General features: G+C 74.0%; 18 protein-coding genes and 1 pseudogene. 6 read left to right on the top strand and 13 right to left on the bottom strand.

Annotated elements, in window-relative coordinates; all coding sequences use genetic code 11:
* Positions 1–5 precede the first annotated feature (5 nt).
* On the top strand, positions 6–1247 hold the full coding sequence (locus tag CRP52_RS21835; RefSeq protein ID WP_097237921.1) for a serine hydrolase domain-containing protein: 1242 nt from the start codon (positions 6–8) through the stop codon (positions 1245–1247).
* 95 nt (positions 1248–1342) lie between these two features.
* Here the strand turns inward: CRP52_RS21835 and CRP52_RS21840 are convergent, their stop codons facing one another.
* A complete protein-coding gene (locus tag CRP52_RS21840; RefSeq protein ID WP_097237922.1) occupies positions 1343–1849 on the bottom strand; it encodes a MarR family winged helix-turn-helix transcriptional regulator in 507 nt (168 codons plus the stop codon).
* 87 nt (positions 1850–1936) lie between these two features.
* Between CRP52_RS21840 and CRP52_RS21845 the strand changes: the two genes are divergently transcribed.
* Positions 1937–2749, top strand: a complete 813-nt coding sequence (locus CRP52_RS21845; RefSeq protein ID WP_097237923.1) for a cyclase family protein — start codon at positions 1937–1939, stop codon at positions 2747–2749.
* A 108-nt stretch (positions 2750–2857) separates the two neighbouring features.
* On the top strand, positions 2858–3697 hold the full coding sequence (locus tag CRP52_RS21850; RefSeq protein ID WP_097237924.1) for a class I SAM-dependent methyltransferase: 840 nt from the start codon (positions 2858–2860) through the stop codon (positions 3695–3697).
* 119 nt (positions 3698–3816) lie between these two features.
* Here CRP52_RS21850 and asnB read toward each other — a convergent pair whose 3' ends face one another.
* The 3 genes from asnB to CRP52_RS21865 all read right to left on the bottom strand — a co-directional run bounded on the left by asnB (position 3817) and on the right by CRP52_RS21865 (position 8832).
* Positions 3817–5634, bottom strand: a complete 1818-nt coding sequence (asnB, locus tag CRP52_RS21855) for an asparagine synthase (glutamine-hydrolyzing) (protein ID WP_097237925.1) — start codon at positions 5632–5634, stop codon at positions 3817–3819.
* Positions 5631–7082 (bottom strand): phenylacetate--CoA ligase family protein, encoded by a 1452-nt coding sequence (locus CRP52_RS21860; RefSeq protein ID WP_097237926.1) that lies wholly within the window; start codon positions 7080–7082, stop codon positions 5631–5633. Before CRP52_RS21860 ends, asnB begins: the two co-directional genes overlap by 4 nt.
* A 112-nt stretch (positions 7083–7194) precedes the next feature.
* Positions 7195–8832 (bottom strand): aromatic amino acid ammonia-lyase, encoded by a 1638-nt coding sequence (locus CRP52_RS21865; protein WP_097237927.1) that lies wholly within the window; start codon positions 8830–8832, stop codon positions 7195–7197.
* 420 nt (positions 8833–9252) lie between these two features.
* Here CRP52_RS21865 and CRP52_RS21870 point away from each other — a divergent pair, with 420 nt between their 5' ends.
* Complete coding sequence (locus tag CRP52_RS21870) at positions 9253–10476, top strand: IS4 family transposase (RefSeq protein ID WP_097234600.1); 1224 nt, start codon at positions 9253–9255, stop codon at positions 10474–10476.
* 235 nt (positions 10477–10711) lie between these two features.
* Here the strand turns inward: CRP52_RS21870 and CRP52_RS21875 are convergent, their stop codons facing one another.
* Both CRP52_RS21875 and CRP52_RS21880 read right to left on the bottom strand, forming a co-directional pair.
* A complete protein-coding gene (locus CRP52_RS21875; protein WP_097237928.1) occupies positions 10712–11914 on the bottom strand; it encodes a cytochrome P450 in 1203 nt (400 codons plus the stop codon).
* A 61-nt stretch (positions 11915–11975) separates the two neighbouring features.
* Positions 11976–13142 carry an acyltransferase family protein gene (locus CRP52_RS21880; RefSeq protein ID WP_097237929.1) on the bottom strand — a complete coding sequence of 389 codons (1167 nt, stop codon included), beginning with the start codon at positions 13140–13142 and terminating at the stop codon, positions 11976–11978.
* A gap of 205 nt (positions 13143–13347) precedes the next feature.
* Here CRP52_RS21880 and CRP52_RS21885 point away from each other — a divergent pair, with 205 nt between their 5' ends.
* Together CRP52_RS21885 and CRP52_RS21890 are read left to right on the top strand one after the other, a co-directional pair.
* Positions 13348–14811 carry an MFS transporter gene (locus CRP52_RS21885; RefSeq protein WP_097237930.1) on the top strand — a complete coding sequence of 488 codons (1464 nt, stop codon included), beginning with the start codon at positions 13348–13350 and terminating at the stop codon, positions 14809–14811.
* On the top strand, positions 14808–15905 hold the full coding sequence (locus CRP52_RS21890) for an SGNH/GDSL hydrolase family protein (protein ID WP_257032795.1): 1098 nt from the start codon (positions 14808–14810) through the stop codon (positions 15903–15905). Before CRP52_RS21885 ends, CRP52_RS21890 begins: the two co-directional genes overlap by 4 nt.
* Positions 15906–15965: 60 nt before the next feature.
* Here the strand turns inward: CRP52_RS21890 and CRP52_RS39750 are convergent, their stop codons facing one another.
* From CRP52_RS39750 to CRP52_RS21915, 7 genes and pseudogenes are all read right to left on the bottom strand, one after another.
* Positions 15966–16724, bottom strand: coding sequence for an ABC transporter ATP-binding protein (locus CRP52_RS39750; RefSeq protein WP_257033107.1), 759 nt, complete (start codon positions 16722–16724; stop codon positions 15966–15968).
* The gene (locus tag CRP52_RS39755) at positions 16721–17632 is read right to left on the bottom strand and encodes an ABC transporter ATP-binding protein (protein WP_257032796.1); all 912 of its coding nucleotides are present in this window, start codon (positions 17630–17632) and stop codon (positions 16721–16723) included. The genes CRP52_RS39750 and CRP52_RS39755 overlap by 4 nt, the downstream gene beginning before the upstream one ends.
* Positions 17629–17769: a hypothetical protein gene (locus CRP52_RS39760; protein WP_257032797.1), complete on the bottom strand. Its 141-nt coding sequence runs from the start codon at positions 17767–17769 to the stop codon at positions 17629–17631. Before CRP52_RS39760 ends, CRP52_RS39755 begins: the two co-directional genes overlap by 4 nt.
* Positions 17770–17858: 89 nt before the next feature.
* Positions 17859–18509, bottom strand: a pseudogene (locus tag CRP52_RS40575) (ABC transporter permease); the annotation flags it as partial.
* Positions 18506–19492: an ABC transporter permease gene (locus CRP52_RS21905; protein ID WP_257032798.1), complete on the bottom strand. Its 987-nt coding sequence runs from the start codon at positions 19490–19492 to the stop codon at positions 18506–18508. The gene CRP52_RS21905 and the pseudogene CRP52_RS40575, both read right to left, overlap by 4 nt.
* Complete coding sequence (locus CRP52_RS21910) at positions 19489–21186, bottom strand: ABC transporter substrate-binding protein (protein WP_097237932.1); 1698 nt, start codon at positions 21184–21186, stop codon at positions 19489–19491. Before CRP52_RS21910 ends, CRP52_RS21905 begins: the two co-directional genes overlap by 4 nt.
* A 439-nt stretch (positions 21187–21625) precedes the next feature.
* On the bottom strand, positions 21626–22465 hold the full coding sequence (locus tag CRP52_RS21915; RefSeq protein ID WP_097237933.1) for an IclR family transcriptional regulator: 840 nt from the start codon (positions 22463–22465) through the stop codon (positions 21626–21628).
* Positions 22466–22524 lie beyond the last annotated feature (59 nt).

Raw genomic sequence — 22524 nt, forward strand, 5'->3', positions numbered from 1 at the left:
ACGCCATGTCGCAGATCAAAGTCGAAGTCGAACCGGCCGAGGTCGGGCTGGACCCCGAACGGCTGCGCAGGATCGACGAGTACCTCCGGGCCTTCGTGGACGACGGCCGGCTGCCCGGTTGGCAGCTCGCCGTGACCCGCGGCGGGAAGGTCGCCCACCTCGCCGCGTACGGGCACCGCGACGTCGAGAAGGGCCTGCCGCAGACCGCGGACACCATCTACCGGTCGTGGTCGATGACCAAGCCGGTCACCTCGGTGGCCGCGCTGGTCCTGCTGGAGGAGGGCGCGATCGGTCTGCAGGACCCGGTCTCCCGCTACCTGCCGGAGTTCGCCGACGTCCGGGTCTACCAGCGCGGACCGGCCTCCCGGCCGGTCACCGTGCCCGCCGCCGAGCCGATCCGGATCGTCCACCTGCTCACCCACACCTCCGGGCTCACGTACGGCTTCCACCGGGCCCATCCGGTGGACGAGATCTACACCGCCAACGGCTTCGAGTGGACCACCGCCCCCGGGCTCGACCTCGCCCAGTGCGTGGCGAAGTGGGCCTCCTTCCCGCTGCTCTTCGAACCGGGCACCGCCTGGAACTACGGCGCCTCCAGCGACGTGCTCGGGCGGGTGATCGAGGTCGCCTCCGGCCGGCGGCTGGACGAGTTCCTGGCCGAGCGCGTGCTCGGCCCGCTCGGCATGGCGGACACCGGCTTCCACGTCCCCGCGGACAAGGCCGACCGGCTGGCCGGCTTCTACGTCGTCAACCCCGCGAACGGCAAGGCGGTGCGCAACGACGCCTTCGGCGGCGACGTGCTGCACGAGCCCGTCTGCCTCTCCGGCAGCTCCGGGCTGGTCACCACGCTCGCCGACTACCACCGGTTCAGCCAGATGCTGCTCGGCGAGGGCGAGTACCAGGGCGTACGGGTGCTCGGACGGCACACCGTGCGCCACGCGCTGCGCAACCACCTGCCCGGCGGCGGGGACCTGAAGAGCGTCGGGCGGCCCGTCTTCGCCGAGATGCCCACCGCCGGGGTCGGCTTCGGGCTCGGCTTCGCGGTGGTGCAGGACCCGGCCGCTGCCGGGGTGCCGGCCAGCGTGGGGGAGTACGGGTGGCACAGCGCCGCGTCCACCATCTTCTGGGTGGACCCGGTGGAGCGGCTGACGGTGCTGTTCCTGACCCAGCTGATGCCCTCCAGTGCCCATCAACTGCACGGGCGGCTGCGGCAGTTGGTCAACCAGGCGCTGGTGGACCGACGGTAACCGGCAGCGGTGGCGGCGGGGGGCCGGCCGGCGTCGGTGCGCCGACGGGCACCGGGGGGCCGAGGCGCGCAGGTGGGCCGGCCGCGGGCCCGGGTTCACCCGGTGGGCTGGACGGCGAGGATCTTGCGGGTCAGCCGGGTCAGCGTCGCCCGCTCCTCCGGGGTGAGCGCGGCGAAGACCCGGTCCATCAGCGGGGCGATGCCCGCCTCCGCCTCGGCCAGCGCCCTCGATCCGGCCTCCGTCATGGTGACGGCGTAGGCGCGGCGGTCGCGCGGGTGGCGCTCGCGGACGACCAGCCCGGAGTTCTCCAGGCCGTCGATGCAGCCGACCATGACGCTGCGGTCGATCCGCAGCTGTTCGCTCAATTCCTGCTGGGAGCAGGCGCCGACCGCGTCCAGCATCTTCAGCACCAGGTGCTGGGCCACCGTCAGCCGGGCGTCGGTCAGCTCCTCGTCGATCGCCCGGGCGACCACCGTGGTGGCCCGGCAGAGCGCGATGTCGGGGCGCTCCCGGGTGAGCGTCGCGAAGTACTTCCGGCGCTCGCCGTCGTCCTCCGTCCGGCTCGGCGAGGCGAGGCGGGGCGTCCGCGGGGCGGTGGCCATCGGATCTCCTTCTGCGGGCGGGGCCACCAGCATAACGCGTTCAGGAGATTGTTTTCCGATAGATGTTCTCCAAGGAAGGGGAATCCCATGTGCTCACCCGAGACGGTGGCCGGCGCCACCGCGCACAGCGCCCACCTCGCCACCGCAGAACCGGCCGTGGAGGTCTCGGCGCCGATCCGGGCCAGAACCCCCGTCGCGCTGCCGGGCGGGGCCGTCCGCGACCTCACCCACGTGGTCGGACCGGACTGGCCGGTGTTCGAGCTGTACGTCAAACCGATGGAGATCAAGCGGCTCGCCAACCTCGCCGAGCACGAGTACAACGCCTTCGAACTCACCTACAACGAGCACATCGGCACCCACCTCGACGCGCCCTCGCACTTCGACGACAACGGCCTCGCCACCCACCAGATCCCGGCCGACACCCTGGTCGCCCCGCTGGCCGTGGTCCGGATCGGCGAGCGCGCCGCCCGGGACAACGTCACCGAGCTGACCGTCGACGACCTGCTGAGGTGGGAGAGCCGCAACGGGCGGATCCCCGACGGCGCGCTGCTCGCGGTCGACAACGACTGGGCGCACCGGATCCACACCCCCGGCGCCTTCCTCAACCTCGACCCCGCGGAAGGGCTCTACCGCTTCCCCGGCATCTCGGTGGAGGCCGCGCAGTTCCTGGTGACCGAGCGCTCCGTCGTCGGCGTCGGCACCGACTCGATCAGCCTCGACCCCGGCACCCGGCCCGCCGACCCGGACACCCACCGGGTGCTGCTGCCCGCCGGCAAGTACGCCATCGAATGCCTCGCCGGGCTCGACACCGTGCCCGACCTCGGCGCCGTCGCCGTGGTCGGCGCGCCCAAGCACCTCGGCGGGACCGGCGGCCCGGTCCGCGTCCTCGCCTTCGTCTGAACCACCCCCGAAACCACTCCCGAAGGCCCCCGCCGCCCGTCGTACGGCCCGTGGAGCCCGCACGACCCCGTCAACCCGCACGCCCGACCGCGATCACAGGAGAAACCCATGACCGTACAGACCGGCTCGGAGTCCGTCTTCGCCGGGGCCAGCGGCGAACGCTGGCAGTGGAACGAGGAGCGCTACCGCGACGGGGTGTTCAGCCACGCCGTCGGCACCGAACTGCACCGGCTGCGCCTGCTGGAGTCCGTCCTGGACGAGCACACCCGGGCCCGCTTCCGGGCGCTCGGCCTGCGCGCCGGGCACCGGGTGCTGGAGGTCGGCGGGGGCGGCGGCTCCGTCGCCCGCTGGCTGGCCGGGCAGGGCGCCGAGGTGACGGTGACCGACCTCGACACCACCTTCCTGGACGAACTCGCCGCCGACGGCGTGCGGGTGCTGCGCCACGACGTCTACACCGACGACTTCCCGCCCGCCTCCTTCGACTTCATCCACGCCCGGTACGTGGTGATCCACCTGCCCGACCCGGAGAAGGCCGTCGAGCGGCTGGCCGGCTGGCTGGCGCCCGGCGGGACGCTGGTGCTGGAGGAGCCGGCGTTCTTCCCGATCAAGGACTCCCCGCACCCCGGCTACCGGACCGTGCTGCGGGCCTTCCGCCGCCACCTGGAGACCGCGGTGGGCACCGACACCGAGTGGGCGCGCAGCCTGCCGGTGCCGCTGGAGGGCAAGGGACTGACCGGCCTCGGCCACGACGCGCGCTTCCAGCTGGTCACCGGCGGGGACGACGAGGCCGAGTGGTGGCGGCTCACCCTGGAGCAGACCCGGCCGGCGGTGGTGGCCGCCGGGCTCGCCACGGACGAGGACTTCGAGGCGGCGTACCGGGAGCTCGCCGACCCGGAGTTCCGGGACCTGTCGCTCGCCGTGTTCACCGCCTGGGGGACGCGGGCCTGAACCGAGCCGGAACGGGGCGCCGCCCGTACCCCCGGAGGACGGGGTACGGGCGGCGCTGTCGTGGGTGCGGGGCGCGTGGGTGCGGGGGTTGCGGGGCGCGGGGGTTGCGGGGCGCGGGGTCAGAGCACCACGCGGACGCCGTACGTCCGCAGCCAGGCGTCCAGCAGCAGGGCGCGCGGCAGCCACGGCGGCGGGGTGAAGGTGCCGGTGTGCCAGTCGCCGCCGTCCACCTGGGCGCGCAGCGCCTCGGCGTTCAGCAGCGGCAGGGCGGGCGAGTCCTTGTCGGCGAGCAGCGCGCGGACGGCCTCGCGGACCGCCTCCAGGTACTCCGGGCTCTGCCCGAACGGGAAACCGCTCTTCTGCCGCCGCACCACCTCGGTGGGCAGCAGGTCGGCGACCGCCTCGCGCAGCAGGCCCTTCTCCTGGCCGGCGGCCCGCTTGAGCGCCCACGGAACGTTCCACACGTACTCGACCAGCCGGTGGTCGGTGAACGGCAGCCGGACCAGCAGGCCGGCCGCGAAGCTCATCCGGTCCTTGCGGTCCAGCAGGAACGGCAGGAAGCGGGTGAGCTGGAGGTGGAAGGCCTCGCGCAGCCGGTGGTCCTGACCGGACTCGCCGTCCAGACGCGGGACTTCGGCGATCGCCTCGCGGTAGCGGGCGGCCACCGCGGCGTCCACGTCCAGGTGGCGGCGCAGCTCGGCGGAGAGCATCCCGCTGCGGTCGGTGATCCCGGCCGACCACGGGAAGTTGGCGGTCGGGCGGTCGGCCTCGGCGGCGAACCAGGGGAAGCCGCCGAAGACGTCGTCCGCGCCCTCGCCGGAGAGGACCACCTCGGCGTGGCCGCGCACCTCGCGGAAGAGCAGGTGCAGCGAGACGTCGAGGTCGCCGACGCCGGGCAGGTCGCGGGCGCGCAGGGTGGCACCGAGGTGGTCGAGCAGCGAGGGGGCGTCCAGCAGGATCTCGGTGTGCTTGGTGCCGACGTGCTCGACCACCGCGCGCACGTACGGGGCGTCCCGGCTGACGTGCAGGGCGTCGGCCTTGAAGTCGGTCTCGCTGCCGGCGAAGTCGACCGAGTAGGTGGCGACGCTGTCGCCGCCGGCCGCGGCCAGGGCGACGATGGCGCTGGAGTCCAGGCCGCCGGAGAGCAGGGCGCCGGGCTTGACGCCGGTGTCGGCGGCCTGCCGGCGCACCGTGTCGCCGAGCAGTGCGCGCACCCGGCGCACCGTCGTCGGTTCGTCGTCGGGGTGTTCGGCGGCCTCCGGCGCCCAGTAGCGCTGGTGGCGCACCCCGTTGGGGCCGGCGATCAGCACCCAGCCGGGGCGGACCTCGTGCAGGCCGCGGTAGACGGCGTCGCCGGGGCGCTTGAGCGCGACGGTGAGGACGTCGACCAGGCCGTCGGCGTCGACCTCGGCGGGCAGGCCGGCGGCCAGCAGGGCCTTCGGCTCCGAGCCGAAGGCGAGGGAGCCGTCGGGCAGTTCGGCCCAGTAGAGCGGTTCGACGCCGAGCCGGTCGCGGATCAGCACCAGCTCCTCGGTGCGGGTGTCCCAGATCGCGACCGCGTAGCCGCCGATCAGCCGCTCGGCGGCTGCCTCGCCCCACTCCAGGTAGGCGCGCAGGGTGAGTTCGGCGTCCGAGCCGTTGCGGACGCGGTGGCCGCGGGCGGTCAGCGCGGTGTGCAGCGGGCCGGGGTTGAGGAGTTCGCCGGAGAACGCGATGACGGCCGGGGCCGGGTCCAGCTCGGGCGGGAACCAGGGCTGCGGCACGTCGTTGCGGGGCCCGGTGTGGAACTGGCGGTGGCCGAGGGCGGCGTGCCGGGCGAGCCAGGTGCCGCCGCGGCGCGGGCCGCGGTGGGTCAGGGTGTCGGTGAACTCCCTTACGAGATCGGCCTGTTCGCGCACATCCCCGCTGCGCGACACCAGCCCTGCAAGAGCGCTCATGCCCGTACTCCGGTGGTCTTCGCGACCTGCTCCAGCGACTCGCGCACCAGGGAGGTGAGCGGGGCGGGCAGCCGGCCCCAGTTGGCTTCCTCGTTGAGGTCGAGGACCCGGGAGAGCTTCCAGCCGAGGTACTGGCCGAGCGAGGCCAGCGGGGGCAGCTTCTCCACCGGGTGGACGGTCACCGTGTACTCCTCGAACAGCGGGGCGAGGCGCTGCTCCAGCACCCGGGCCCAGGAGCCGTCCGGGGTGCCGTCGGTGGTGACCAGGCAGACCAGCGTCCGCCCGCGCAGCACCAGCATGTAGTTGAACACCGAGGCGCCGGGCAGGGCTTCGGCCCACAGCGCCTCCTCCAGGTCGTCCTGGCGGATGTTGTTCTCGGCGAGCAGCAGGACGTCCTGGGCGCGCCCGAGGGTGCGCAGCACGGGTAGTCGGATGCCGCAGTCGCACGGGTCGGTCTCGATCCGGACGAGGTCGCCGGTGCGGTAGCGCAGCAGTGGTCGGGAGGGGATGTCGAGGGTGGTGACGACCAGTTCGCCCTGCACGGGCTCGTTGTCCGGGCCCAGTACGGTGGTGCGCTCGCCGTCGTCGATCTCCAGCAGGTAGCTCTGGAGTTGCAGGTGCAGCCGGCGGTGTTCGCAGGTGACGGCGAGGGTGCCGGTCTCCGAGGAGCCGTACGAGCCGACGTAGGCGGTGCCGCCGGTGAGGCGTTCGAGGTGGCGCACGAAGCTGGGGCCGGTCTGCTCGGCCATCAGCAGGAGCCGGCCGAAGCGGGGCAGCGGCAGGCCGTTGCGCTGGGAGAACTGGGCCATCTCCAGCAGCCGGGAGGGCGGCCCGACGTAGACGTTGGCGTTCAGCTCGGAGACCAGGCGCAGCACCCGGGTGTAGTCGCCGGTGATGTTGTCCACCCAGGGGCGGAAGGACATCACCCCCAGGTACTCCAGCACCTTCTCGAACTGGTAGGCGGCGGGGGCGAAGGGCGCGTTGATGAGGATCAGCGCGACGTCGGAGGGCTGCAGCAGCCGGCCCCACATCTCGCCGATGTTGAGGGTGTTGATCAGCAGGTCGTCGACGGCCTTGGGGGCGGGGGCCGGGTCGCCGGTGGTGCCGGAGGACTCGTAGTAGTGCAGGAACTCCGACAGCGGGCGGGTGAAGGCGCCGGCGCCGTGGCCGCCGAGCTCCTTCTTGCCGAGGAAGGGCAGGGCGGCGAAGGCGTCGAGGGCTTCGGCCGGGGTCAGCGGGGTGTCGGAGCGCAGCCGGTCGGCGAGGGCGCCGGTCAGGGTCTCGGCGTACATCGGGGACCGTACGGCGGCGGTCAGGGTGTCGGCGAGCTTGGCGCCGTAGCGGTCGGCCGGGGCCTGGCCCTGCCAGGTGCGGTGGATCAGGGCGGTGTGGGAGTCCAGGCGCTCGGCGGCGTCCTGGCGCAGTACGGGATCGCGCAGTAGCAGCATCTCTGATTGCTCCTCGGGCTGTGGGGAGTCTCGGGCGGGACGGTGCCGGTGCGGGGGAGGGGCGGTGGGGGCCGCGGTGCGGTCGTCGTTCGGGCTCGGGTGTCGTTCGGGCTCAGTCGGTGGCGAAGGGTTCGGGGAGGCCGGCGGCGCGGCGCAGTGAGCCGTCCCGGACCAGGCCGGCCACGGCGGCGATGTCGCCGTCCATCCGCCGGTCGCGGTCGGTGAAGGGGGCGTGCTCGCGGATCAGGCCGTGCACCTTCTGCAGGGTGGGCGCGGCCTGGCGCAGGCCGCGCAGTTCGACCGCCTGGGCGAGGGCGAGCAGGTGGATCGCGGTGACCTCACGGGCGAGCTCGACGACCGTCCGGGCGTCGCGGGCGGCGATGGTGCCCATGCTGACCTTGTCCTGGTTGTGCGCCTCGGTGGAGCGGGAGAACAGCGAGGCGGGGGTGGCGGTCTTCAGCGCCTCGGCGGTGATCGCGGAGGCGGCGATCTGCATGCCCTTGAAGCCGTGGTGCAGTCCGGCCTGGTGGTCGGTGTCGGCGGTGGGGGCGATCAGGTTGGGCGGCAGGCCGCGGTTGAACTTGGGGTCGACGACCAGGGCGAGCTGGCGGTCGAGCAGGTCGGCGAGGTTGGCGACGGCGGTCTTGAGGCCGTCCATGGCCTGGCCGACGTGGCCGGCGTAGAAGTTGCCGCCGTGGTGCAGCAGGCCCTCGCCGGTGTCGAACAGCGGGTTGTCGGTGGAGGAGTTGACCTCCGTCTCCAGCCAGGGCCGCACCCAGTCCAGGGTGTCCCGCAGCACGCCGTTGACGTGCGGGGCGCAGCGCAGCGAGTACGGGTCCTGGATGCGGTGCTCGTGGGTGAGGAAGCCGCGTTCGCCGAGGAGTTCCTGGCGGCCGAGGATGCCCTCGTAGTCGGTGGCGAGGTCCGAGCCGTCGAGCAGGGCGCGGATGGTGGCGGCGGAGGTGATTTGGCCGCTGTGGGGCTTCTGCCGGTGCAGGAACGGGTGGTAGTGCGAGACGTTGCCCCGCAGGGCCTCCACGGCGAAGGCGGTGGCGATGTCGGCGGCGGCGGCGAGTTCGGCCGCGTCGTGGGCGGCGAGGACGGCGAAGGCGGAGGTGAAGGCGGTGCCGTTGATCAGCGCCAGGCCCTCCTTGGCGGTCAGGACGACCGGATCGATGCCTTCCTCGGCCAGTGCCTCGGCGGCGGGCCGGACCCGGCCGCGGTGCAGCACCTCGCCCTCGCCGAGCAGCGCGTACGCCAGGTAGCAGAGCGGGACGAGGTCGCCGCTGGCGCCGAGCGAGCCCCGTTCGGGGATGAGCGGCAGGATGTCGGCGTCCAGGTGGCGCAGCAGGGTCTCGATGACGACGGGGCGGATCGCGGAGGGGCCGCGGCCCAGGCAGTTGGCGCGGATCAGCTGGACGGCGCGGGCGACCTCGGGCGCGGCGGTCGGGCCGGTGCCGTTCAGGTGGTAGGTGACCAGGTTCCGCTGGAGCGCGGCGGCCCGGTCGGCGGAGATCTGGCGGGAGACGGAGTCGCCGAAGCCGGTGGTGATGCCGTACAGCGGGATGCCGCGGGCCAGCCAGTCCTCCTTGAGGGCGACCGAGGCGGCCATCCGCTCGACGGCGGCCGGGGCGAGGACCGGCCTGGGGGCGCCGGGGCGGGCCCGGGCGACGGCCACGATGGCGGGGAGGGTCAGGTGGTGACCGGTCAGCGGCAGGGGGGTTGCGGTGGGTGTCGGTGTCGGCGGCATGGGTCCTCGTTCCTGGGCGGAGCGTGCGGTCCGGTCGTCGGTGGTCCGTGTACCGGCTGGCCCCAAGTCTCGGGATCGGACGGGTGTTCCGTCTTCGGGCGTCGGTACGGACCGGATCCCGTCCCAACGGACGGGCGGCGGCCGGGGGCCCGGTCCAACGGACGGGCCGTCGGACCGGGCGTCGTGGGCGGGCGAGGGCCGGGGCGTTAGGGCCTGTCCGGCGGATCTTGCCGGGCGCACGACGCCGGATCATCCCGCCTGGACGCACGCCCGAATCGTCCAAGTACACCCAGTACGAGGGCGATTCGGGCGCACGCCCAGACGGGCGCCCGACGCCGCGCGCTGATCCGACAAGATCCGCCGGACAGGCCCTAGGAGCAATGCCAGTGACTTTGGTGTCCCTGTCTCGTTGGTTGTGGTGTGGCGAGGGTGGGACAGGTCAAGTCGCCTGCGGGTGAGCGGTTGTCGGACCGGATCGCGATCGGGGTGTTGACCCGGGCGTTTCCGCCGGGTCTGGTGGATGAGGTGATCGCGGAGACCGGGCGGGGCGAGAAACGCAGCCGGTTGTTGCCGGCGCGGGTGGTCGTGTACTTCGTGCTGGCGATGTGCCTGTTCTTCGGGCAGGGCTATGAAGAGGTCGCCCGGGTGCTGGGCGAGGGGCTCGGGGACGGGCGGCGGTCGTGGCGGGTGCCCACGACCGCCGCGATCGGCCGGGCCCGTCGGCGGCTGGGTCCAGAGCCGTTGCGGTTGCTGTTCGCGCGGGTGTGTCGGCCGATGGCGGTGCCCGGGACAGCGGGGGCCTGGTACCGGCGCTGGCGCCTGGTCGCGGTGGACGGCACCACGCTGGACCTGGCGGACACCGAGGCCAACGACGCCTTCTTCGGCCGCCATGTGTCGGGACGCGGAGCGAGCGCGTTCCCGCAGGCCAGGGTGGTGGGGCTGGCCGAGTGCGGCACCCACGCGGTGTTCGCCGCCGTCACCGGTCCGCTGTCGGCGAGCGAGCAGTCCCTGTCCCGGCAGCTGTTCGACCGGCTTCGCGAGGGGATGCTGCTGCTGGCCGACCGGGGCTTCTACGGCTTCGAGCTGTGGCAGCACGCACGGGCCACCGGCGCGGACCTGCTGTGGCGCGTGCGCAAGAGCGCGAACCTGCCCGTCGTGCGCGTGCTCAGCGACGGCTCGTACCTCAGCACGGTGCACGCCGAACCGGACAGAAGGAGTCGCCGCAACCCGGTGACCGTCCGGGTCGTCGAATACACCCTCGCCTCCACCGGTGATGGCACCGTCTACCGCCTGATCACCACTCTCCTCGACCCCGAGGAGGCACCGGCCGCCGAGTTGGCCGCGCTCTACGTCCAGCGCTGGGAGATCGAGACCACCCTGGACGAGATCAAGACCCACCAGCGCGGACCCAAACTCGTCCTGCGCTCGAAGTACCCGTGGGGCGTCGAGCAGGAGGTCTACGGCCTCCTGCTCGTCCACCACGCCATCCGACAACTCATGCACCAAGCCGCCCTGCATGAGGGCGTGGACCCCGACCGCTTGTCCTTCACCCGCAGTCTGCGGGTCGTGCGCCGCCAGGTCCCCGCCCAGGCGGCGCTTTCCCCCCGGCAGACTCACCAGGGCGCTGAACCGCACCCTGGCTGAGATCACCGAACGCCTCCTACCCCCGCGCCGTCAACGGACCTGCCCCCGCGTCATCAAACGCAAGATGTCCAACTGGCCCCTCAAACGCGCCCAACAGCACGACTGGCCACCACCAACCCCCGCAACCATCACGATCACCAGAGCGGACACAACCTAAGTCACTGGCATTGGCCCTAGGAGGACTCGGGGTGCGGGCGGCTGGGTGCGGGCGGCTGGGGCGTGGGCGGTCGGGCGGTCACCACTCGACGGGCAGCGCCTTCGGACGCAGCGTCAGCAGGCCGCCGAGCCATTCGACCTCCTCGGCGGGCACCGCGAGCCGCAGTGAGGGCAGCCGGCGGGCCAGGGTGCCGAAGGCGACCTGCAGTTCCATCCGGGCCACGCCCGCGCCGGGGCAGTAGTGGGCGCCGTGGCCGAAGGCGACGTGCCGGGGGTCGGTGCGGGTGAGGTCGAGCCGTTCGGGATCGTCCACCCGGCGGATGTCGCGGCCGGCGGCGTGCATCACCGGGATGACGCCCTCGCCCTTGGCGACCGTGGTGCCGGCCAGCTCCAGTTCCTCGGTGGCGATCCGCATGAAGCCGATCTCGGACGGCGGGGCGTAGCGCAGCAGTTCCTCGGTGGCGTTCTCCAGCAGGTCGGGGCGCTCGGTGAGCAGCCGCCACTGGTCGGGGTGGCGCAGCAGCTGGTAGAGCGCCCGGGAGACGGCGCTGACCGTGGTGTCGTGTCCGGCCACCAGCAGGTTGATGCCGAGCCAGACGAGTTCGCGCTCGTCGAGGCGGTCGTCGTCGTCCCGGGCGGAGATGAGGGTGGAGAGCAGGTCCTCGCCCGGGTCGGCGCGGCGTTCGGCGACGAGCTTGGCAACGTACGCCGCGGACTCCTGGCGGGCGGCGAGCCGTTCCTCGGGGGTGTGGGCGGTGATGGAGACCAGCCGATCGGTCCACTCCTGGAGCAGCGGGCGGTCCTCGACCGGGGCGCCGACCATCTCGCAGATCACCCAGACCGGCAGCACCGCGGCGAAGTCGTGGTGCAGGTCGGCCGGGCGGGGTCCGGCGACCAGCCGGTCGATCAGCTCCTCGGCGATCTCGACCACCCGGGCGCGCCAGCGCTCGGCCTTGCGCGGGGTGAAGGCGGGGGAGATCAGCCGGCGCAGCCGGGCGTGGTCGGGGCCCTCCTGGTTGAGCAGGTTGTACGGGTTGTCGGAGAAGTCCTCGCCGGAGACGGTGCGGACGGCGCCCGGTTCGCGCAGGGCGGCCCGGGACAGCCGCTGGTCGGAGAGCGCGGAGACCACCTCGTCGTAGCCGGTGACCAGCCAGGCCTGGTCGCCGCTGGGCAGCCGGACCCTGCTGACCGGGCACTTGGCCCGCAGGTCGGAGAACTCGGCGGGCGGCTCGCCGTAGGGAGAGAGCGGGAGGGGGTAGGCGGTGAGGTCCTGATCGGTCATCGGGCGGCCTTTCGGGTCGGATGGGATCGGCTCGGATCGGCTCGGGTGGGGCGGCTCGCGGTCAGGTGGTGGTGGCGAGGTCGGGGGCGGGGGCCGGGTCCCCGGAGGACCCCTGCCGGGTGGGGCCGCCCGGGCGTGTGCGGGAGCCGGTGAGCAGCCGTACGGCCGGGAGTTCGACGTAGCGGTGCAGCGCCCCGGCGAGCAGCCAGGCGGCGGCGAAGGCGCCGAGCAGCAGGGCGGTGGCGACCGGGGTGCTGAACTGTCCTCCGCCCAGGGCGCGGTGGCCGTGGTCCAGGATCAGCCGGTGGACCAGGTAGAACGCGAAGGTCCAGTTGCCGAGGGTGACCAGCGGCCGTGAGGTGAGGAGGGAGGTGCGGCCGGCCAGGTCGCGGGCGGCGAGCGCGGGCAGCAGCAGGGCGATCGGGATGATCGAGGGGGTGGTCAGGCCCCAGAGGAACGGCAGCTGCTTGGCGAGGAGTTGGGCGGGGACGAAGAGCAGTGCGGCGGCCGCTGCGCCGAGCGGCAGCCGACGGCCGGTGCGGACGATCCGGGCGAGCAGGATGCCCAGGACGAACTCCAGCAGGCGCACCGGCGGGAACACGTAGACGAACCAGAACTGCCGGACGGAGCCGGAGCCGAAGGGCAGCGGCGGGCGGTCGGGCAGCAGCGCGGAGGCGGCCGGGACGAGCAGGATCGCGGCGATCACCGCGGCGGCCCAGTACCAGAGCCGCTCGGGCCGGATCCGCCGGATCCAGCGCACCAGCAGCGGGAAGGCGGCGTAGAAGAAGACCTCGCAGGAGATCGACCAGCTGACGTCGTTGAGGCTGGAGAAGACCGCGCGGTCCGGGTTCCAGGTGTGCACCAGGAACAGGTTGGGGACGGCCTGGCGGGCGGTGGCGGCCGTGCCGGCCACGGCGAGCAGGATCAGCGCGGCGGCCCAGGTGAGCACGTGCAGCGGGTAGATCTTGGCGGCCCGGCCGCGCCAGAAGCGGCCCGCCCGGTGTTCGGGGCGGGAGCCCCAGGTGATCACGAAGCCGCTGAGGACGAAGAAGAGGCTGATCGCGGTCCAGCCGCCGTTGCTGACGGTCCAGGCGTAGGCGTCGGCGACCCCGTGGTCCCCGAACGGCTTCTCCATGTCCACGTGGAAGGCGAAGACCGGGATCGCGAGCAGGAACCTGATGCCGGTGAGCGAGGGCAGCTCGGGACGTCTGTGGGTGGTTCCGGGCATGGGCGGGCACTCCCCCGTGCGTAGGGACGGTATTTCTAAGGTTCGGGAATTATCAAACAATATGAAGTCAACTCGGCTCTGCGCAAGAGGTGTTGGGTTTCATGTGGGGCCGAGATTGTTTGACGCTAGATGATTTGGCTGCTACGTTCGGTCCACTTGATTGAGACGCAGACGATTGTCTGCCAGATGGATAGGGAGAGGGCCGATGCCGGACACGGCGCCCCGCACCCTCGGCGCACACAAGGGGTTGGCACTCCTGGTGCTCTGCGCCCAGCTCTTCCTCGACTCGATGGACGTCTCCCTGATGGGCGTGGCGCTGCCGGAGATCAAGCAGGACCTCGGCCTCGGACCCGAGACGCTGCAGTGGATCATCTCCGGCTACGCCGTCGCCTACGGAGGCTTCCTGCTGCTCGGCGGACGCGCCGCCGACCTCTTCGGCCGCCGCCGGCTCTTCTTCTGGGCCACCGCCGTGTTCGCGCTGGTCAGCCTCGGCGGCGGGCTCGTCTCCGACGGCACCCTGCTGGTCGTCAGCCGCGTCATCAAGGGCATCGCCGCCGCCTTCATCGCCCCCGCCGCGATGTCGATCATCACCACGACGTTCAAGGAAGGCCCCGAGCGCACCCGCGCGATGGGCATCTTCTCCCTCACCGGCGCCAGCGGCTACGCGGCCGGCCTGGTCTTCTCCGGCGTGCTCACCGAACTCCACTGGCGGCTCATCTTCTTCGTCCCCTTCGTCGTCGCCTCGCTCGTCCTCGCCGTCACCAACTACGCCGTCGCCCCCGACCGGCCGCGCACCGGCGAACGACCCGGCTTCGACGCGGCCGGCGCCCTCACCGCCACCGCCGGCGTCCTGCTGCTCGTCCTCGGACTCGTCCGCGCCCCCGAGGTCGGCTGGGGCTCCACCGCCACCCTCGGCTCGCTGATCGCCGCCGTCGTCCTGCTGGTCGTCTTCGTGGTCATCCAACAGCGGCGCACCGACCCGCTGCTCCCGCTGCGGATCTTCCGCTCGCGCACCCTCTCCACCGCCAACACCGTCGGCCTGGTCTGGGCCGGCGCCACCATCGGCTGGCAGTTCATCGCCCTGCTCTACCTCCAGCAGGTGCTCGGCTACAGCGCCCTCCAGGCGGGCCTGGCGATCGTCCCGATGGCCGCCGCCATCCTGCTGGCCGTCAACCTCGCACCCAAGCTCATCAACCGCTCCGGGCTGCGCCCCGCCGCCGTCCTCGGCCTGCTGCTCCAGGGCGGCGGCATCCTGCTCTTCCTGCGCACCGGCACCGACAGCAACTACCCGAGCGTCCTGCTGCCCGCCCTGATCGTGCACGGCCTCGGCAACGGCACCAGCTTCCTCGCCTTCAACATCGCCGCCGTCAGCGGCGTGAAGAACGAGGACCAGGGCCTGGCCACCGCACTGGTCACCGCCGCCCTCCAGCTCGGCGGCGGCATCGGCGTCGCGGTCGGCGCGGCCGTGCTCACCGGAGTCGGCGGCGCCTCGCCCTCGCTCTCCGCCTACCACTGGGCCTTCCTGGTGGCCGCGATCTTCTCGGCCGTCGGACTGGTCGCCGCCGCCCTCGGCCTGGGCGCGCCCAAGGCCGAAGCCGGCGAAACGGCGGACGCGGGCGGCGACGGGGCGCCGGCGACCGTGGCCGACCTCCAGAAGGACCCGGCGTGACCGCGACCCGACCCGCTGCTGTGACGTCCGGCCCTGCGGCTACCACCACCGCCGTCGAATGGCTCACCCCGGAGGACCCCCGGCTCTCCTGGGACGGCATCAACGGACTGGCCCGCCGCGACGACCGCTGGATCCCGCTGCGCCTGCCCCTGGGCCGGGTGGCCACCACGCTGTCCGGCAACTTCGCCCGGCTCGCCGAACTCCCGGTCGGCGCCCGCTTCGGTTTCCGCACCGACGCCGTCGAACTGACGCTGGAACTGGACGCCGAGCCCGGCAGCGCCCCGCTGGACGTGGTGGTGGACGGCGTCGTCGCCCACCGCTGGCACCCCGTGCCCGGCCGTCACCGGCTGACCCTGCCGCTGCCCAGCGGCACCGGAGCCGGAACCGGAACCGGGACCGACGCCGACACCGGCGGCCCGGCCGAGGTCGAGGTCTGGCTGCCGCACCTGAGCCGCACCTGGCTCGGCCGGCTCTCCGTCCGGGGCCACCGCGTGCTGGAGCCCGTCGAGCGCACCGGCCCGCGCTGGGTCGCCTACGGCAGCTCGCTCACCCACGCGATGTTCCCGCACGGCCCGTCCGAGAGCTGGGTCTCCCTGGTCGCCGTCCGGCACGGCTGGCGGCTGCGCAACCTCGGCTTCGCCGGGGAGGCGTACCTGGACCCGCTGGTCGCCCGGATCATCCGGGACACCCCGGCGGAGCTGATCACCCTGGAGATCGGCACCAACGCCTACATCCGCAACGTGTTCACCGCGCGCAGCTGGGGCTCGGCGGTGTGCGGCTTCGTCGAGACCATCCGCGACGGGCACCCGGACACCCCGATCGCGGTCATCGCCGCGCTGCCCTCGGTGGAACGGGAGAAGGTGGTCAACGCCGCCGGACTCACCCTGGAGGGCATCCGCGAGCTGACCGGCGAGGCGGTCCGGGTGCTGCAGCAGCTCGGCGACCGGCGGCTGCACCTGGTCGACGGCCGGGACGTCCTGCCGATCGCGGACGCCGACCGGGTGTACGCGGACGGGCTGCACCCCACCCCGGACGGCGAGCACGACCTCGCCGACCGCGCCGCGCCGATCCTCAAGGGGATCCCGCTCGGCTGACGGGCGGTCACGGTGGTGTCGGGTGCCCCGGCGGGAGACTCCCGCCGGGGCACCGTCGCGTCAGGCCGCCGTGGCCCGCTCGGGCAGTCGGGGCACCGCCGCCAGCAGCTGCCGGGTGTACGGGTGCTGGGGCGCGCGGAACACCCGCTCGGCCGGACCGTACTCGACCGCCCGGCCGTCCTTCATCACCAGCACCCGGTCGCTCACCTGCCGCACCACCGCGAGGTCGTGCGAGATGAACAGCATCGCCAGGCCCAGTTCGGACCGCAGCCGGGCCAGCAGCTCCAGCACCTGCGCCTGCACCGAGACGTCCAGCGCCGACACCGGCTCGTCGCACACCAGCAGCCGCGGCCCGGTGGCGAGCGCCCGGGCGATCGCCACCCGCTGGCGCTGCCCGCCGGACAGCGCCCGCGGCCGCCGTTCCAGGTGCTCCTCGCCGAGGCCCACCTGCGTCAGCAGCTCGACCGCCCGCTCCCGCCGGGCCGCGCCGCGGGCCACCCCGGCGACCGCCAGCGCCTCGGCCAGGATCCGCCGGACGGTGAAGCGCGGGTCGAAGGAGGCCAGCGGGTCCTGGTGGACCAGCTGGACCGCGGGCCGGGCCGGACGGCGCTCGCGCTCGCGCAGCGCGCTCCACGGCCGGCCGTCCAGCAGCACCTCGCCGCCGTCCGGGGCCAGCATGCCCATCACCAGCTGGGCGGTGGTGCTCTTGCCGGAGCCGGACTCGCCGACGATGCCCAGGGTCTCGCCGGGGGCGAGGGTGAACGACACGTCGGCGACGGCCTCGCGCAGGCCGCCGTTGGGGGTGCGGTAGCGCTTCACCAGGTGGCGGGCGGTGAGGAGTCGGGCCTGGTCGGGGGCGGTTTCGGGGGCGGGGTCGGGGCGGGGTCGGCTCCGGCGGGTTCGGAGACGGTCCCGGCAGCGCCGGCGGTGGCCGGCCCCGGACGGTCCGGATCGGGGGCGGCGGCCAACAGCATCCGGGTGTACGGGTGTTCGGGCGCGCCCAGGACCTGCGCGGCCGGGCCGGTCTCCACGATCCTGCCGTCCTTCATCACCGCGATCCGGTCCGCCAGCCGGGCCACCACCGCCAGATCGTGGCTGATCAGCAGCAAGGCCGTCCCCTGGTTCTTCAACTCGCCGAGCAGGTCCAGTACTTGGGCCTGTACGGTGACGTCCAGCGCGGTGGTCGGCTCGTCCGCGATCAGCACCCGCGGCCCGGCCGCCAGCGCCGAGGCGATCAGCGCCCGCTGACGCAGCCCGCCGGACAGCTGGTGCGGGTACTGCCGGGCCCGCCCGGCCGGCTCGGGCACCCCGACGGCGCTCAGCAACTCCTCGACCCGTCCGGGCACTTCGGCCTTCGGCAGGACGCGGTGGGCGCGCAGCGGCTCGCCCACCTCGGCGCCCACCCGGCGCAGCGGATCCAGGGCGGACAGCGCGTCCTGCAGAACCAGCCCGACCGTGCGCCCCCGCACCCGGCGCCACTCCCGCTCGCCGAAGCCGGCGGCGTCCCGGCCCTCCACCAGGAACCGCTCCGCCCGTACGGCGGCACCGGGCGCGGTCAGCCCGACCAGCGTCCGGGCCGTGACGCTCTTGCCCGAACCGGACTCGCCGACCAGCGCCAGGCACTCGCCCGCCGCCAGCGCCAGCGACACCCCGGCCACCGCCGTGGTCCGCTGCCGCCCGTGGCCGAACTCGACGCTCAGGCCCTCCAGTTCGATGATCGGGGTCATGGTGTCCGTCCTTCCAGGCGGCGGTGCAGCAGTCGGCCGAGCACGGTGATCGCCACCACCACGGCGGTGATGGCGGCCCCCGGGAACACCGCGATCCACCAGGCGGTGGAGAGGAAGTCGCGGCCCTGGGAGAGCATCGCCCCCCACTCGGGGCGGGCGCCTTGGGCCCGAGCCCCAGGAAGCTGAGCGCCGAGCCCGAGACCACGGCGGTGCCGACGGCCAGGGTCGCGGGCACCGTCAGCGGCCCCAGGGTGTTCGGCAGGACGTGCCGCAGCACCACCGCCCTCCGGGGCACCCCGAGCGCGGTCGCGGCGCGCACGTACTCCGAGCCGCGCACCACCATCGCCTGCCCCCGCACCAGCCGGGCGAAGCCGGGGGTGGCGGCGATCGCGATGGCCAGCAGCGAGTTGCCCGTGCCCGGGCCCACCACCGCGATCACCAGCAGGGCGAGCAGGAGTTCCGGCAGGGCCAGCAGGACGTCGACCGCGCGCATCGCGACCTGGTCGCCGACCCGGCCGGTCAGTGCGGCGGACAGGCCGACCAGCAGGCCCGCGAGCACGGACAGCGCGGTCGCGCCGAGCCCGATCAGCAGCGAGTAGCGGGCGCCGTACACCACCCTGGCGTACACGTCCCGGCCCAACTGGTCGGTGCCCAGCCAGTGTTCGGAGCCGGGCGGGGCGAGTGCGGCGATCGGGTCGGCCGCGGTCGGGTCGGCGTGCGCGAGCAGGCCGGGCCAGGCGCAGGCGAGCAGCGCCGCAGCCAGGACGAGCGCGGCCGGCAGCGCGCCGGGGCGTAGCCGGGCGGTCCGCCGCCCGGCCGAACGGACCGCCCGGGCCGGGGCGGGGGCGGCGGCCGTTCCGGTGACGGGCCGGGTCATGCCGCCACCTCCCGAACCGCCGCCGCCCCGCCGCCGCGCAGCCGGGGGTCGATCAGCAGGTAGAGCGCGTCCACCACGGTGTTCACCACCAGGTAGACCGCCGCGGACAGCAGGATCAGCCCGATCACCACCGGCAGGTCGTGCCCGGTGACCGCGTCCAGCGCCACCCGGCCCAGGCCCGGCCGGGCGAACACCGTCTCCACCAGGACCGTCCCGCCCAGCAGCCCGCCCACCAGCCAGCCGCCCAGCGTCACCGCCGGGACCAGCGCGTGCCGCAGCGCGTGCCGCCCCCGCAGCGCCAGCGGGCCGATCCCGCGCGAACGGGCGGTCAGGGCGAACGGCTCGTGCAAGGCCGACTCCAGCCCCTCCCGCAGCACCTGGGAGAGCAGCGAGCCGAACGGCACCGCCAGCGTCACCGCCGGCAGCACCAGCGACTGCCAGCCGTCCGCCCCCGCGACCGGGAACAGCCGCAGGTGGAAGGAGAACAGCGTGAGCAGCAGGACGCCCAGCCAGAACGGCGGGGTGGAGATCGCCAGCAGCTCCGCCCCGGACGCCGCGCCGCGCACCGCCCGCCGCCGCCCGGCCGTCGTCACGGCGGAGACCAGCGCCAGCACCAGGATCAGCCCGAAGGCCGTCAGCGCCAGCGCCGCGGTCGGGCCGAGCTGCTCGCCGATGATCCGGCTCACCGGCTGCTGCTGCTGGTAGGAGCGGCCGAGGTCGCCGCCCGACAGCCGGCCGAGGAAGGTCGCGTACTGCTCCCACAGCGGCCGGTCCAGCCCGAACTCCCGGGTGATCTCGGCCCGGACGGTGTCCGAACCGGTGGTCACCGAGCCGCCGAGCAGGGTCGCGACCGGATCGCCGGGCACCAGGTGCAGCGCGAGGAAGCCGAGGGTCGCGGCGCCCCACAGCACCAGGACCGCGCCGCCCGCCCGGTGCAGCACCGTGCGGGCCGCGGTCCGGGTCAGGCCTCGGTGCCCGCTCACCTGGTCTTCCAGACGCCGGCGAACTGCGGCCAGGCGTTCGCGTCGAACACCAGGCCCTGGACGCCCTGCGCCCGCCCGACCAGGTTGGTGGTCACGTACAGCGGCAGCACGGTGGCGTGCTCGACCGCCCACCGCTCGGCCTTGGTGTAGTTCCCCTTGCGGGCCGCCGGGTCGGTGGTCGCCGCGCCCGCCCTCAGCCAGCCGTCCAGCTCCGGGTCCTTGCTGAGCGAGACGTTCTGGCCGCCTGCCGCCGGGGTGTTGGTGGAGAGGTAGAAGCCGGCCAGGACGGCCGGGTCGGCCCGCACCCAGGAGTTGTCCCACAGGTCGTAGTCGCCGCTCGCGTAGATCGTGAAGTAGGTGCCGTTGTCGATCGAGTCACGTACCAGCTCGATCCCGGCCTTCTTCAGGTCGGCCTGGATGCCCGCCGCCAGGGTGTCGCGCTGGTCGCGCACCAGCGAGGCGATGTACGGCCAGTGCAGGGTCAGCCGCTTGCCGTCCTTCACCCGGTAGCCGTCCGCGTCCCGGGCGCTCCAGCCGGCCTCGTCCAGCAGCCGGCCGGCCGCCGCGGCGTCGTGCGGGAACGAGTCCTTCAGCCCGGCCTCGTACGCCGCCGGGGTCGTCGGGCTGAGCGGGCTCCAGGCGCGCTCGTACTCACCGAAGTAGATGCTCCTGACCAGCGCGTCCACGTCCACCGCCCGCTGGACGGCCCTGCGCACCCGCTCGTCCTGCAGCGCCCCGCGGGTCGTGTTCAGGAACAGCGAGTAGACCACGCCCGGGTTCTGCGTCCGGCTCACCTCGATGCCGTTGGCGGCCCGCACGGTGCGCACCGCCGTCACCGGCAGGGCCGCCGCGTCCACCTGGCGGCTGGTCAGGGCGCCGCTGCGGACGGAGTCCTCGGGCAGGAAGCGGATCGTCAGGCCGTCCAGGTACGGCGCGCCCTGGTTCGCGGCGCCCTCCGGGGCCCACGCGTAGGCGTCGTTGCGCCTGAACTCGACGTGGTCGTTCTTGACGTACTCGGTCTCCTTGAACGGCCCGGTGCCCACCGAGTTCGCGCCGCCCGCGCACAGCTGGTCGGCCTTCTCCGCCAGCGACTTGGGCGAGGCGATCCCCAGGTACGGGGTGGCGGCGGCCTGCAGGAACGGGACGTACGGCTCCGAGAAGGACACCCGGACGGTATGCGGGTCGACCACCTCCGCGCCGGTGTACGGGCCGAGCAGGCTGGCCGCGTACAGCGACTTGGTCCTCGGGTCCTTGATGTGGTCCAGGTTGGCCTTCACGGCGGCGGCGTCGAACACCGTGCCGTCGTGGAAGGCGACGCCGTCGCGCAGCCGGAAGGTGTACGTCCGCGCGTCCGGCGAGACCTGCCAGGACTTCGCCAGCCACGGGTGGAAGCCGCCCTTGTCGTCCAGGTACACCAGCGAGTCGAAGACGTTGCGCTGGATCACGGCCGTCACGTCGCCGGGGCTGACGTGCGGGTCCAGGCAGGACGTGCCCACCGCCACCGCGTACTTCAGGGTGCCGCCGCGCACCGGTGCCGCGGCCGGGCCCGCGCCCGTCCCGGTCGGGCCGCCGGAGGAGCAGCCCGCGAGCAGCACGGCCGCCAGGCCGGCGGCGGGCACGGCCGGGGGGACGGCGAACGGGCGGGGGGAGCGTCGGGGGGAGCGCTGGGCGGCGGGCACGGGTCTGCTGGGCATGCGGGGCTCCTTGGTGGTGCCGGTGGAGGGCGTACGGGACCGCCGCCGGGCGCGCGGGGGCGGCGCACGGCGGGGTGGGGAGGGGAAGCGGTTCGGCTCGGACCGTCGACGAAGGTCGGGCCTGGGGCCTGGGGCCTGGGGCCTGGGGCCTGGGGCCTTGGGGGCGGGGGCATTGGGCCGGGGGCCTGGGGTCGGGCGCGGTGCCGGTGCGGGTGCCGGGCCGGTGTCAGGCCCGGCGTGGGCGCCGGTTCAGACCCCGGCGCGGTCGAGGACGCGACATCGGCCGCGGGCGGGGCACCGGACCGCCGGCGAGGCGACGCCCCGCGCGGCCAGGGTCCTGCCACCGCTGCTGTGCACTGCGTTCTCCGATGCCTGAGCCGTCCGCCCGTTTCGCGCACCAGGGTGCCCGTCGGTGGCGGTTCCTGGCCACCGCGGCGTTTCACCCAGTGGAAGCCGTGTTCCCCGCCGCGTTTCCCACCGCGTTCCCCGCCGCCTGCTCCGCCACCACCGAGCGCGCCACCTCGGCCGCCATCAGCCGCCCGGCCTCGCGCAGCCGCCCCTCGTACCGGGCCGGGTCCACCGGGGCCGGCACCACCAGCCCCAACGCGGCCAGCAGCGAACCGTCCGGGTGGAACACCGGCACGGCCGCCGCCCCGTACGCCGGCTGCATCTCCCGCCGCGCGTACCCGACACCCCCGCGCCGCACCGCCGCCAGCTCCCGGGCCAGCCGGCCCGGCGCCACCACGGTGTACCGGGTGTGCCGCGCCCCCGCCGCGGCCAGACCCGCCGTCACCTCCCGCACCAGCGCCTCCGGCGCGAAGGCCAGCAGCACCCGGCCCACCGCGGTGGCGTGCAGGTCCATCCGCCCGCCCACCCGCACCTGGAACGGCGAGGACTGCACCGCCGCGCCCGGCAGCCGGTCCAGCAGCAGCGCCGAACGGCCGTCCAGTGCCGCCACCAGCGCCGTCTGCCCGGTCCGCTCGTGCAGCTCCTGCAGGGCCGGCTGCGCCAGCTCACGGATCCGCCGCAGGCACGGCGCCAGCGCCCCCAGCGACCACAGCCGCCGCCCCAGCCGGTACCCGCCGTCCCGCTGCCGCTCCAGCGCACCCCAGGCGACCAGCTCGCGCACCATCCGCAGCGCGGTGGGCGCCGGCAGGTCCGCGTGCCGGGCGATCTCGGCCAGCCGCAGCGACTCCCGCTCCCCGTCGAAGGCCTCCAGCACCGCGAACACCCGCCCGGCCACCGACCGCCCCCCGGCCTCACCCGAGTTCCCCGCCATCGCCCCACCCTCCGCCGCCCGGCCCGCGCCCGTCCCCCGCCCCAACACCCTTGCCCCGC

Source organism: Streptomyces sp. 1331.2 (genome assembly GCF_900199205.1).
In the GTDB taxonomy this organism is placed as follows: domain Bacteria; phylum Actinomycetota; class Actinomycetes; order Streptomycetales; family Streptomycetaceae; genus Kitasatospora.